This window comes from Alloacidobacterium dinghuense (genome assembly GCF_014274465.1).
GTDB lineage: Bacteria > Acidobacteriota > Terriglobia > Terriglobales > Acidobacteriaceae > Alloacidobacterium > Alloacidobacterium dinghuense.
Genome location: NZ_CP060394.1, coordinates 4,409,696 through 4,422,614, shown reverse-complemented (window position 1 = coordinate 4,422,614; position 12,919 = coordinate 4,409,696). Strand labels below are relative to the sequence as shown.

The window sequence follows — 12,919 nt, the reverse complement described above, 5'->3', positions numbered from 1 at the left end:
GGCGTGGCAAATGCCACCGAAGTATGATGCAGATTTATGCTTCAGAGTGTTGGCGAATTATCGCCCAATAATGCCTGTCGCACAATCTTGATCGGAGCCCCTCCTTGCCGCATAAAGTTGTCATGGAATCTCTGCAGCGAGAAGTCTGAGCCCTGCTTCTTTTCGAGATCGGCGCGCAGTTTCATAATCTGCAGCTTGCCAAGTGTGTAGTAAAGGTAGGTCGGGTCCGCGGTGCCGCGCTTTGTCTCGACCGTTCCCACAGACCTTGACTGATAGCCTTCCTTCACGAAAAAGTCGACGGCCTGATCGAAGGTGATTTCGCCGGTATGCATCTTGATGCCGACGATGAAGCGCGCGTCGCGCAGCAGCGCATCCTGCAACTGGCCCAGCCGAATCAGGTGCGCCTCGCGCTCGTCCTTCGCGCCAGTGCCCGGCTGTCCATAGCCCGCATCCAGCATCATCTGCTCGCAATAATGGGCCCAGCCTTCGATATTCGTGTTAGCGCCGATCAACTTTCGTACCTTGCTCAACGGCGCGTAATTGGTCCAAAGAAACTGCACGTAGTGCCCCGGATAAGCCTCATGCACGGACGTGCTGATGACCGTTCCAACGTTAAAGGCGGCCATGTGCTCAGCGATATGTTCCGCGGTCCAGCCCTTTTCCGGCAATGTAACGTTGAAGTATGCCGTGGTCGAGTGCGTCTCGAATGGTCCCGGCGGATCCATCGACGCCTGCGTCGTCGCCCGCATGAACGGCGGAGTTTCTTCGAGCGTTGGCCGCACATCAGAAGGAATGGTGATGATGCGGTTTGTCTGGATGAATGCGATCAGTCCGCTGAACGTGTCGCGGAAGGTCTGCAGCAGCTGATCGGGAGCCGGATGAATCGACCCGAGTTCCTCCACCACTTCCTGTGGTGTCTTCGAAGGGTCTACCTCTTTGCCTACACGCGCAAACTCTGCCTGGTTTTTGTGCATGTCGTCGTAGGCGATGTCGAGCAGCTTCGACAGCGGCGTATCGACCATCTCGTCATATTCAAGCTTCTTTGAGAAGGTCTCGGCGCCCAGGCGAAAATCGCCATTCGAGCGCGGCAACAGGTCCTGCTTCAGCCATGATTCGTAGCTCTTGAGCGCAGCGATCACTCCGGCATTCGTCTTTTTGAATTCGGCCTTAGTTGCCGGATCGGTTGCGTCCTTGAATGCCTCTGGCACATCGCTTTCGAAGAAGCTGATGATGCCCGGCAGCTGTTCGAGAGCGATCTCTGTGTAGATGTGGGGAGGATTCTTCAGGTTCTGCCGCGCTGCGGCAAAAACTGCGGGCATTTGCTTTTCGCGAGCAATCAGAGATCGGAGTCTTTCGTCCGACGGTGCAAAATTGCGCTCCATCAGAACGAACGCGCTGTTGGTGATGCCGCTTGAATAGTTGTCAGGGTTCTTCTCCCATGGCTTGATGGTCTGCAGCGTGAGCAGCTTGCTGCGAATATCGTCGAGCACCAGTTCGCGGTCGGCCTGAGTAGAAGTATCCATCTGGAACGCCGGCAAATCGTCGAACTTCTTCTCGAAATCCTCAAGCGTTGCAATTTGCGCATCGACCGTGGCATGGCTGTAGTTCTCGAGCTTCGAGTCGTACTGGTGCAGCCCCGCCATCGTGCCGAATGTGGGGTTATAGGCAAAGGTCGCGCGTTCAAAGTACTGATCGGCAAGATCGCGGAATTTGGCATTGACATCCAGCGTCTGTGCTGCAACGGTTGCGGCCATCACGCCTCCAAAAGCTAACGAAAGGAAAACTAGTTTCTTGCTCACTGCAGCCTCATTTCAATTTGTGACTACGAATGATCTCATTTTGCTGCCACCGGTTCCACCATCAGCTCATCCAGCAGCAAACGTATTTCCATCAGCACTTCATCGGGCCTGGTTTGTGACAGCGGATACCGCAAAACTCCCTGCGGCGTAAACTGCGCGCCGCGCTTGGCATTCTTCGCCACCAACTTCATCAGCCGGCCAGGGTCGACGTTGGCTTGCTCAGTAAAGCGAATATGCAGCTGGTCGCGCTTGCGATCAATCTGAGCTACTCCGACGCGCTCGCACTCGGCGCGGAGCAGCGCTGCTTCAAGCAGAAGCTTTACCCCGTCGGGCAGCGGGCCGTAGCGGTCTTCAAGCTCGGCCTGAACGTCGGCCACGGCACCCTCGGTCTGCGCCCCGGCAATGCGCTTGTAGATGCGCAGCCGCTGATTCTCTTCGGTAATGTAACTCTCGTCGATCCGCAGGCTGATACCAAGATTCAGCTGCGTCACTGGAACCTCGACGCGCTCTTCGCCCTTTAGTTTGGCCACGGCTTCCTCGAGCATGCCGGTGTACATTTCAAAGCCGACGGCTTCGATGTGGCCGCTCTGCTCGCCGCCGAGCATGTTGCCAGCGCCGCGCAATTCAAGATCGAGCGCCGCAATCTTGAACCCTGCGCCGAGGTCGGAAAATTCCTTCAAAGCTGCAAGCCGGCGCCGGGCTACATCCGTCAGCTCCTGCTCCGGCGGAATCAGTAGATATGCATAGGCGCGGCGATTCGAGCGGCCGACGCGCCCGCGCAACTGGTACAGCTCAGACAAGCCGTGGCGATCAGCACGGTTGATGATGATCGTGTTCGCCAGCGGGATGTCGAGGCCATTCTCGATGATCGTTGTCGCCACCAGCACGTCGTGCTCGTGATGCATGAACGAGAGCATCACCTTCTCGAGTTCGCTCTCGCCCATCTGTCCGTGGCCGACGGTGATGCGCGCCATCGGCACCAGCTCCTGAATTTTCGCAGCAATCTCGTAGATCGTCTCTACGCGGTTGTGCACGAAATAGATCTGCCCGCCGCGCTCCAGTTCCACTTCGACCGCAGATCGGATCAGCTTCTCGTCAAACTTCGCAACGACTGTCTGAATCGCCATGCGGTCCTTCGGCGGCGTTTCGATCACGCTCATGTCACGCAACCCAACTAACGACATATGCAGCGTGCGTGGGATCGGCGTTGCCGACATTGCCAGGACATCGATCGACTGCCGCATCTGCTTCAGCCGCTCTTTATGGCGCACGCCGAAGCGCTGTTCCTCGTCAACGACCAGCAAACCGAGATCATGGAACTTGATGTCCTTCGAAAGCAGCCGATGCGTGCCGATCAGAATGTCTACCTGACCCACTTCGACTTTTTCAAGAATCTGTTTCTGCTCCTTTGGGGTGCGGAAGCGCGAGATCATCTCGATGGAAATGGGAAAGAGACTGAAACGTTTCTTGAATGTCTCGAAATGCTGAAAGCTGAGGACGGTCGTCGGCGTCAGCACGGCTACCTGCTTGCCATCCTGCACCACCTTGAAGGCCGCCCGCATGGCCACTTCCGTTTTGCCGTAACCAACGTCGCCGCAGAGCAGGCGATCCATCGGCATCTGCGATTCCATGTCACGCTTGATGTCGTTGATCGCCGACATCTGATCGTCGGTCTCGTTGTAGTCGAATGCGTCTTCAAATTCGTGCTGGAATTCGTTGTCTGGCGAGAAGGCGTTTCCTTGCGCGGCCTTACGCTGCGCGTACAGCTTGAGCAGCTCGTCGGCCATGTCCTGCATGGCCTTCTTCACGCGCGCCTTGGTCTTGGCCCATTGCTGCGAGCCGAGTTTGTTGAGCACAGGCGCAGTCCCGGCTTCGCTCGAACGGTATTTTTGAATCAGGTCGAGTCGCGTAAGCGGCACGTATAGCCGCGCCTGCTCCGCGAACTCTAGGATCATGAATTCGATGTTGACGCCGTCCTGCGCAATCTCCTTGAGGCCCATATAGCAGGCAATGCCGTGCTCGACGTGGACAACGTAGTCCCCAACCGCGAGATCGCGAAAATCGGAAACAAAAGCAGCTGTTTTCGATTTCTTTGGCGCGGGCCGAGCGGCAATATCCGCTTCGTCAGAGAAATCATTCGCACCGAAGACGATAAGATTCGCATCCGGCAGGCTTACGCCGTTGGTCAGCAGACTGCGCACCAGAATCGGCGTGCGCAGATCGCCCGCCAGATAGCTCGACTCGTCATAAATCGTCTCGCTGCCCGCGTGCTGGATACGGCTGCCAAGCCGGTAGGGAATCTCGTATTCGCGCAGCAAGCTCGCCAGCCGTTCCACCTCGCCCTGGTTAGGTGCGGCCAGCAGCATGCGCGTCTCCTGTTGCATAAGTGTGCGCACTTGTTCGACGAATGCCGGAATCGATCCGTGAAAACGCAGCGTTGGGCGCGAATGGATTTCTATCTCGCCCAACGTCTCATCTTCTTCGAGCACATCGACGGCGCCGAGTTGATCGATATCGAGACCAGGATGCGAGGCAAGTTGCCCCTGCAACAACTCAGGACGCATGTAAATGTCGTCCGGCTGAATCAGCGAGCCGATGCCGCTGCGGTCGTGCCGCTGCTCCACCTTGTTCCACCAGCGATCAAGCTGATTCTTGATCATCGCCGGCTCTTCCACAAAAAGTGTCGCGCGCGGAAAAAGATCGAGCAGAGTTTTGCCTGCTCCGGCAACCGTTGAGAAAAACTCCCATCCGGGAAAAACAGTAACACCGCTCGCCGCAACTGCTTCGGCCACCAGATTCGGGTCATCCGCCGACTCGAGGTGCGCTCCGCTCAGCCGCGCATGCACCGCTGCCAGCAAGCGCTCAGTAATAGGCGTCTCGGTGAGCGGTAGCAACACCGCTTCATCTAATGGCGTTGAAGACCGCTGCGACTCCGGATCGAACTTGCGGATGGAATCGATCTCATCACCAAAGAACTCGACGCGCACCGGTCGGTCGGCCTCCGGCGAATACACATCGAGAATGCCCCCGCGCCGCGTGAACTGCCCCGGCATCTCCACTATGTCTGCCGCACTGTAACCCACGCTGGTCAGGTGCGTGATCAGTTCATCGATGTCGATCTCTTCGCCACGACGCAATGTGCGCGCCAGATCGGCATAGTACTCCGCCGCAAAAAATCGCATCGCCGACGCTTCAACTGGCGCAATCACAATCGACGCCGCCCCGGTGGCAATCTTCCATAGGGTCGCCGCGCGCTGCTCTTGCACTTCAGGGTGCGGCGAAAGATTTTCGAAAGGCAGCACGTCATGCGCTGGAAGCTTCAAAACGCGCTCGGGAGCGATAGCACCTGTTAATTCGCAGCCGGCGCGCAACGCGATCTGCAGCGTGTCAGCAGCCTTGTTGTCGGCAACAACGACGACAACAGGAACATTCGCCGCCCGCGCGAAGAGCGGAAGATACAAAGAGCGAGCTGTCGAAGTCAGTCCAGAGACACGACGACGCCCACGGGCAAGGGCGAGGTGCCTTCGTGCCTGTTCAAAAGATGAGGAATGCTCCAGATCCGCCAATAACTCGCGGACGAACGGGAGGATCATGCAAATCCAGTTTACCAGCCGAGGACACGCGGGCCGGTGGACCTCCGCACGTGACCCTTCAGTTCTGCCAGTTCACATTCACGTTTCCGGTCCCGCTGCTCGGAACAATCGCCGGCAGCATAAATATGCTACGGCCCGCTTCGATTCTTTTGCTCAATATCTAGTGGCAGCCGGCTTTCCCGCGTTTCAGCCGCTGCTAAAATTGGACTATCTATGGCTACCACAGTGAGCGTGCCACCAGACGTTCTGGCGAAGTACGAACCGGTCATCGGACTTGAAGTGCACGTCCAGTTGCTGACGGCAACTAAAGCCTTCTGCGGCTGCTCGAACCAGTTCGGCGCGCCTCCCAATACGAATGTTTGCCCAGTGTGCCTTGGCCTGCCGGGCGCCCTTCCCGTTTTGAATGAGCGAGCCGTCGAGTTCGCCACACTGGCCGCTCTGGCGCTGAACTGCACAGTGAACGACCGCTCCGTCTTCGCGCGCAAGAACTACTTCTATCCCGACCTGCCCAAGGGCTACCAGATCTCGCAGTTCGACAAGCCGCTCGCCGAGCACGGATGGATCGAAGTTCCGACGCCGAACGGCATCAAGCGCATTGGCATCACGCGGCTGCACATGGAAGAGGACGCAGGCAAGAGCCTGCACGACGGCTTCCCTGACTCCGCTACGCGCACCTATGTCGACCTGAACCGCTGCGGCACGCCGCTCATTGAAATCGTCAGCGAGCCGGACATTCGCACGCCCGACGAAGCCTACGAATACCTCACGCGCCTCAAGGAAATCTTGCTCTACACCGCCGTCAGCGATTGCAACATGGAAGAAGGCTCCCTGCGCTGCGACGCCAACGTGAGTGTGCGCCCGCGCGGACAGGAAAAATTCGGCACCAAGGCCGAAGTCAAGAACGTGAACAGCTTTCGGTTCATCCGCTCCGCGCTCGAATACGAAATCGAGCGCCAGGTGGAAGTCATCGAATCCGGCGGCCGCGTGGTGCAGGAAACACGCCTGTGGAACGCGAACGAAGGCCGCACCTACTCCATGCGCTCGAAGGAACAGGCGCACGACTACCGCTACTTTCCCGAGCCCGATCTTCCGCCGCTGATCCTCACGCCACATCTCAAGGCTGAAGTGGCCAAGCGCATGCCCGAACTCCCGGAAGCGCGCCGCAAGCGAATGATCGCCGAATACGAAATCAGCGAGCAGGACGCCCAGACTTTGACGGCCACGCGTGCTCTCGCCGATCAGTTTGAGGCTGCTGCCAAGGCCGCGAAGAGCCCGAAGCGCGTCGCAAATATTTTTCAGAGCGAGTTGACCAGCCGCCTCAAAGCAAAGGGCCTCGAACTCGAACAGTCGCCGATCACGATGAAGGGCATCTCCCTTGCCGCCGATCTCGCCGAAGACGGCAAGCTCTCCAGTAAGCAGCTCAAGCAGCTCTTCGATACAGCATTCGAGACCGGCGAAGATTTCGGCTTGGTTTATGAACGGGAAAAACCGCAGCAGATCACCGATCCCGCGGCTATCGAGAAGATGATCGACGAAGTCATCGCCGCCAACCCGAAACAGGTAGAGCAGTACCGCGGCGGCAAGAAGACGGTGGCGGCATTCTTCGTTGGTCAGGTGATGAAGCTATCGAAGGGACAGGCAAATCCTGCCCTGCTGAACGAACTGGTAACGAAGAAGCTGGACAGCTAAGCAATCGCCTCGCTGTACCAGATATCCTGTCCCCAGTCCGGCGGATATCCCCCGATTCGCACGAGCGTCCCAATCTGAGCCCAGTGCCGGATGGCGTGTACCAGCACATGCAGGCAGAGCTTGCGCCTGCTTCCGTAACTGACGCGCCCGGTGATGCGCGACTTGAATTCGAGCTGCTCGTCGAGGGACGCCTCAGATGTATTCGCCAGAAACTGCAGTAGCTTCGCCACCGCCGCATCCTTGAGCGCAAAGGCCGAAGCGATATCGCGAACCGTCACCGTTCCTTCAAGGTCTGTCACTTGCTCGCCAAGCAATCTCTGCGCATGCCGGAACGACGCAGCATAGATGTGCCACACCAACTCGCCAATATTCTGCGATTTGGCAATGTCCGTCGGCACTAGCGACGCGCCCGGATTGGCCTCGAAAAATTTTGCCCAGCGAGCAGCAGTTGCTTCGTAATCGGCGAGCAGAGCCTCAAGCGTAACGGCTGAGTGTTCCATCCTGTCCCCTACAAGTAGAGCCGTCGGTGCAGCAGCGAAAGCACCAGCCCCTTGCACTGATACTCAAGTTCCGGATCGTAACGATAGCCCTCGTCGCGCATAAAAGCATGCGCTCCGTTCACTTCCATCCATTGATAATTCGCGCCCACCTCATCCAGCCGCGCTTTAATCTTGATGCGTCCTTCGAGCGGAACATGCGGGTCCTGCCGTCCCCAGATGTGAAACAGCTCGCCCTTGATCTCACCTGCGCGCGCCAGCGAATTATCGTTCTTGCCTTTGCCCAGCGATCCGCTGTGAAGGTCCGTCGCGTAAAAGCATGCAGCAGCGCTGATCTCCGGATTCATCGCAGTACGAAACGCAAGGTGACCACCCAGACAAATGCCAATCGTCCCGAGGCGCCCGTTGCACTGCGCCATCGTCGGCATGTGCTCAATCAGCGCCTTGGCATCGCCGTCATACGAAGACAACTCCTTCGCATACTTGTCCTCGTTGCCCTTGTCCGCGCCTGCCTGATCGTAAGCCAGAACAGTCCCCGCAGTCTCCAGTTCGTGATACACCTCTGGCACCGCGACTAAATATCGATGGCCCGCAATGAACGAAGCAAAGCGCCGGATCGGTGCCGTAAGCTGAAAAATCTCCGAATAGAGAATCACGCCGGGATAGCGTCCCTCCGATGCGGGATGAAAGAAGTACGTCCGCATCGGCCCAGTCGGCGCAGCGACGTCAACAACCAGATCGTCTTTAATGACCATAGTTAACCTTCGACTTCAGCGCCCTGTGCCCGATATCTCGCCGATAATACATGCCCTCAAAGTGAATCCTGCTAATACCCTCATAGGCCAGTCCCAGCGCACTTTCCAGCGAATCGGCCGCAGCCGTAACCCCCAGCACACGCCCGCCGTTCGTCAGATAGCTGCCATCAAGGAGAGAAGTCCCCGCATGAAAGACCTCGACGCCGCCAGTCTTCGCGGCGTCGTCGAGACCAGTGATCACATGGCCGTTCGTATAGCTGCCCGGATATCCCTGCGACGCTGCAACCACGCATGCCGACGCGCCTGGTCGCCAGCGAAACTCCGTATTGCTCAATCGGCCCTCGACGCACGCCTCGATCCCGTCGAGCAGATCGCTTTCAATCCGCACCAGAATTGCCTGCGTCTCCGGATCGCCGAAGCGCGCATTGTATTCAAGCACCATCGGACCGCGCGCCGTCATCATCAGGCCGCAGTAAAGCACGCCGACGAAAGGCGTATCCTCGGCAGCCATACCGTCAATCGTGGGCTGCACGATGTGATGCATGATCCACTCACGCATCTGCGGGTCGAGCATGGTATCGGTCGAATAGACCCCCATGCCCCCGGTATTTGGTCCCGTGTCGCCTTCGCCAATGCGCTTGTGATCCTGCGCCGGCACCAGCGGAACCGCATTGTGGCCATCGCTCAAAACAAGAAACGAAAGCTCCTCGCCCTGGAGGAATTCCTCAATCACCACGCTGGTTTCCACCGAGCCCAGCAGCTTGCCGCTGAACAGTCCGGCAATTGCGTCCTGCGCTTCCTTCTTCGTGTTCGCAATCACCACGCCCTTGCCTGCGGCGAGTCCATCGGCCTTGATCACGACCGGCAGATGGAAAAGCTCCAGCGCCTTCAACGCCTCTTCCTGCGTAGCGCATACAGCGTAGTTTGCCGTTGGAATCTTGTATCGCTGCATGAAGCGCTTGGCGAAGGCCTTGCTCGTTTCCAGCGCCGCCGCCGCCCGTGTCGGGCCGAAAACAGCAAGACTGCGCCGCTGCATCTCGTCCACCAACCCGAGCGCGAGCGGAACTTCCGGCCCTACCACGGTCAAATCCGGATTCTCCGCCACAACCGCGCGCAGCAGATCATTTACGTCTTTCTGGTTGGCATTCACCAGCCGCGCAATTTGCGCGATGCCGCCGTTACCCGGCGCGCAAACCACCTCCCGTACGCGCGGCGACTTACGAATCGCCCACGCAAGCGCGTGCTCCCGCCCCCCGAAGCCGATGACGAGGACTTTCATTCCGGTCTTAACTCTCCCTTTTTCTTAAACAAAGGCTACAGCACGGCTGAAAAGTCGCCAAGTCCGGTTCAAATTGATGAATAATTGTTAATAAAGTTAGTTAACTATAGTTTACTTTCCCGATTTTTCGCCCTATACTCTGGTTCAGGTCAGGCGCGATGGCAACCCCGACAACACAATCCGCAGCGGTGCGAACACGGTCCAAGCTGCCGCGCATGCGCTCGTCCGAGCTGTGGTATTACTTCGGGCCCGCCTTCGTCGCCAGCATCGCCTATATTGACCCCGGCAATTTTGCGACCAATTTCGACGGCGGCGCGCGCTTCGGCTACAAGCTCCTTTGGGTTTTGCTGTGGTCGAACGCCATGGCCATCCTGATTCAATACCTTGCGGCAAAGCTGGGCATCGCGACTGGAAGAACCCTGCCACAGAGCTGCCGTGAGCATTTCTCGCGCCCCACGTCGATCGGCTTATGGGTCGCCGCTGAAATTTCCGCACTGGCCACGGACCTCGCCGAGTTCCTGGGAGCATCGCTGGGCTTTTATCTATTGTTTGGCGGGTGGCTGACGCATTACGGCTGGAGCAAAACAGAAATCCTTCTCGGGGCCGCCGTGGTTTCCGCGGTCTGCGTCTTCGCCATTCTTGCGCTCGAATTGTGGGGTTTCCGCAAGCTTGAGCTGGGAATCGTGGCCTTTGTCTGCATCATCGGCATGTGCTACGCGGTCGAAATGTTTTTCATTCACCCCGACTGGCATGCCATTGCCATCCATACGCTGATCCCCACGATTGACAGTAAGAGTATCTACATTGCGGTGGGCATGCTTGGGGCAACAGTCATGCCGCATGTCATCTATCTGCACTCTGCCCTTGTGCAGCCGCGTGTACAAAGCGAAATCGCCGACACGCCCCGCCGCCAATATCTGGCGCGAGCGCGGCATCTGCGCTTTGAGACGATCGACGTCTTCGCAGCGATGAACGGTGCGTGGCTCGTCAACTCCGCGATGATTATCGTCGCTGCCGCTGCTTTCGCCGGGCGCCAATGGCAGAATGGAATGTCGATTGAAGAGGCGCATCAAACCCTCGGTCCGCTGCTCGGCGGTACGTCGGCTGCGGTCTTTGCAATTGCGTTACTGTGCTCTGGGCTCTCCTCGTCGACAGTTGGCACCATGGCCGGGCAGGTGATTCTTGAAGGCTTTCTCGACATTAAATTCAGCATCTTTTTGCGCCGCCTGCTAACGCTTATTCCCGCGATCGTCGTCATCGCGACAGGTCTCGATCCATTGAAGATACTGATCCTCTCGCAGGTGGCGCTCAGCTTCACGCTGCCGTTTGCGCTGGTGCCGCTTCTACTGCTCACAAGCAGGCAGCAGGTTATGGGCGCATTCGTCAATCGCAGGCCAACACGTTTTCTGGGCTGGCTTACGGTTGCCGTCATCGTCTCACTGAATCTCTTTCTTCTCTGGCAAACACTTTCGTCGCACAGTTAGGGCAAGCTCTCTATTGCCGGTGGTATGCTTTCCACCGCTCGCTGATTACCAAAAGGAGAGGCCCCTATGCGCTTTTGTCCCCGCTTGGCGCAGTCCGCAACAATCGCATCCACCGTCCTGCTGGCTCTTGGTCTTGCAGGCCCAACCTCTAGCTCGGCGCAGTCCACAACTTCAAATCAATTCAGTATCGGTTCATCGCTTGAAGCAACGGCAGACCCGCCGGTGCCACGTCCTCACACGAAGCATTGCGAAGTGACGCTTCTGACCGACAAGGCATTTGCTGACTTCAACAACAAGAATTTCAGCTTTACACCGCCAGCCGATTGCCCTGGTCCCTGGTCCAAGGTCATCTTTACCGGAGACTTCTCCATTCAGCCAGGCGTCCAGTTTGACCGCACCGGGCTGGTTTTCTTTGGGAATGTGAACATTTACTTTGGCACGACAGCCGAACCTCTACAAAGCCAGACTGACACCTGGCACGTGGAACGCGACCTGACTGACTACAGTTCGCTCTTCAAGACACCGCAAACCGGCTTCGCCAGCCTCGGCAACATCGTCGGCGTGGACGGGCTCACCTCGACCATCTTCGGCACATTCAAGATCGAGTTCTATCAAGCTGATTTCATCAATCCAGCCCCTAGAACGGCCGACCTGGTATTGCCTTTGCCGGACAACGGGAACGGCGCCGTTGGCCTCAACAACACAACTCCCGAATTCACTCAAACCTTCACTCTGCCGAAAAATATCGAGAGCGCATATATCGACGTACTCGCAGAGAGTCAGAGCAGTGAGGAGCAATGGTTCCTGTGCCTGCCCAGCAATGTTGCAAGTGACGTAGGCGTCTGCGGCAATACAGCCTTCCGCCAAGTAAACATCAGCATTGACGGCAAACCTGCCGGTGTTGCGCCGATCTTTCCATGGATTTACACAGGCGGCGTGGATCCCGGACTCTGGATCCCGATCCCCGGGGTGCAGACCCTGAATTTTCTTCCCTATCGCGTAGACCTGACGCCCTTCGCCGGCGTTTTGAGCAATGGCCAGCAACACACGGTCGGGGTAACCGTCTTTAACGCCTTCAACTTCTTCAGCACGCTTGCAACCCTTCTGGTGTATCAGGACCACGGAAGCAATCAGGTAACCGGAGCGTTGACAGAGGACACCCTAACGGATCCTGACCCGGCAGTCGTGAGCAATGTCGCGTTCGATTCACACGGCAATGGTGGAGGCACCGCGACCGTAACCAGCAAGCAAAACTTTACCATCGCTGGTTTTGTGAATACCTCGCACGGGCGGGTGAACACGAAAGTTGACGGCAATGTGAACTTCAGCAACGTCCAGACCGTCACTTCCACCGCAAACACGTTCGGACAGGGCGTCGTCCAAACCTCTACGGTCAACCAGAAGACAACCACGCAAGACGGTTTCCTCTTCACTACGAAAGAGAACGACGTCTCGTATCCCTTCAACATCAACTATCTTGAAACGCTCGAAAGCAATGGCGATATTGGCCAAGTCACGACCGTCGATCAGAACTTTCAGCGCAACGAGACCGATACACTCGAAGGATTTCCAATTTTCCGTTCAAGCGTAAGCAACGAAGTGAGCTCAGGAGACACAGCAACGTTCGTTGCCTCCCCCACGGGCTTCTCGCTTGGTCCCAACAGCGGGCAGAGCAGCAAGCAAACCTACGTCTACCACGACACGCTGGGCAATTGCTACAGCCGCACACTCACGGCTGCCAACAATAAACTTACAGGCGTAAAAGATGGAGCGTCTTGTCCGCACGGCATTCGCTGGTAAACAATAAAGGCCCGGCATAACCA

The 12,919-nt window shown here is 57.5% G+C and carries 8 protein-coding genes; 3 read left to right on the top strand and 5 right to left on the bottom strand.

The features are described from left to right. Positions 1 to 41: 41 nt before the first annotated feature. Together H7849_RS18250 and mfd are read right to left on the bottom strand one after the other, a co-directional pair. Positions 42 to 1,754 carry a DUF885 domain-containing protein gene (locus H7849_RS18250; protein ID WP_186741343.1) on the bottom strand — a complete coding sequence of 571 codons (1,713 nt, stop codon included), beginning with the start codon at positions 1,752 to 1,754 and terminating at the stop codon, positions 42 to 44. 80 nt (positions 1,755 to 1,834) lie between these two features. Next, a complete protein-coding gene (mfd, locus tag H7849_RS18245) occupies positions 1,835 to 5,392 on the bottom strand; it encodes a transcription-repair coupling factor (RefSeq protein WP_186741341.1) in 3,558 nt (1,185 codons plus the stop codon). A gap of 213 nt (positions 5,393 to 5,605) precedes the next feature. Between mfd and gatB the strand changes: the two genes are divergently transcribed. Next, on the top strand, positions 5,606 to 7,081 hold the full coding sequence (gene gatB / locus H7849_RS18240; protein WP_186741339.1) for an Asp-tRNA(Asn)/Glu-tRNA(Gln) amidotransferase subunit GatB: 1,476 nt from the start codon (positions 5,606 to 5,608) through the stop codon (positions 7,079 to 7,081). Here gatB and H7849_RS18235 read toward each other — a convergent pair. The 3 genes from H7849_RS18235 to purD are packed head-to-tail and all read right to left on the bottom strand — an operon-like array spanning position 7,078 to position 9,612. Then, a complete protein-coding gene (locus tag H7849_RS18235; protein WP_186741337.1) occupies positions 7,078 to 7,581 on the bottom strand; it encodes a DinB family protein in 504 nt (167 codons plus the stop codon). The two genes, gatB and H7849_RS18235, sit on opposite strands and share 4 nt — an antisense overlap. Positions 7,582 to 7,589: 8 nt before the next feature. After that, on the bottom strand, positions 7,590 to 8,333 hold the full coding sequence (locus H7849_RS18230; protein ID WP_186741335.1) for a dienelactone hydrolase family protein: 744 nt from the start codon (positions 8,331 to 8,333) through the stop codon (positions 7,590 to 7,592). Then, a complete protein-coding gene (gene purD / locus H7849_RS18225) occupies positions 8,323 to 9,612 on the bottom strand; it encodes a phosphoribosylamine--glycine ligase (RefSeq protein ID WP_186741333.1) in 1,290 nt (429 codons plus the stop codon). The genes H7849_RS18230 and purD overlap by 11 nt, the downstream gene beginning before the upstream one ends. A gap of 158 nt (positions 9,613 to 9,770) precedes the next feature. Between purD and H7849_RS18220 the strand changes: the two genes are divergently transcribed. Further along, a complete protein-coding gene (locus H7849_RS18220; RefSeq protein ID WP_186741331.1) occupies positions 9,771 to 11,096 on the top strand; it encodes an Nramp family divalent metal transporter in 1,326 nt (441 codons plus the stop codon). Positions 11,097 to 11,162: 66 nt separating this feature from the next. Further along, complete coding sequence (locus H7849_RS18215; protein ID WP_186741329.1) at positions 11,163 to 12,896, top strand: peptide-N4-asparagine amidase; 1,734 nt, start codon at positions 11,163 to 11,165, stop codon at positions 12,894 to 12,896. Positions 12,897 to 12,919: the final 23 nt, after the last annotated feature.

What these genes read in the sequence shown, in the direction of transcription:
- H7849_RS18215 (WP_186741329.1), top strand. Translation starts at nt 11,163, where the DNA reads ATGCGCTTTTGTCCCCGCTTGGCGCAGTCCGCAACAATCGCATCCACC.
- mfd (WP_186741341.1), bottom strand. Translation starts at nt 5,392, where the DNA reads ATGATCCTCCCGTTCGTCCGCGAGTTATTGGCGGATCTGGAGCATTCC.
- H7849_RS18220 (WP_186741331.1), top strand. Translation starts at nt 9,771, where the DNA reads ATGGCAACCCCGACAACACAATCCGCAGCGGTGCGAACACGGTCCAAG.
- H7849_RS18235 (WP_186741337.1), bottom strand. Translation starts at nt 7,581, where the DNA reads ATGGAACACTCAGCCGTTACGCTTGAGGCTCTGCTCGCCGATTACGAA.
- purD (WP_186741333.1), bottom strand. Translation starts at nt 9,612, where the DNA reads ATGAAAGTCCTCGTCATCGGCTTCGGGGGGCGGGAGCACGCGCTTGCG.
- H7849_RS18230 (WP_186741335.1), bottom strand. Translation starts at nt 8,333, where the DNA reads ATGGTCATTAAAGACGATCTGGTTGTTGACGTCGCTGCGCCGACTGGG.
- gatB (WP_186741339.1), top strand. Translation starts at nt 5,606, where the DNA reads ATGGCTACCACAGTGAGCGTGCCACCAGACGTTCTGGCGAAGTACGAA.
- H7849_RS18250 (WP_186741343.1), bottom strand. Translation starts at nt 1,754, where the DNA reads ATGGCCGCAACCGTTGCAGCACAGACGCTGGATGTCAATGCCAAATTC.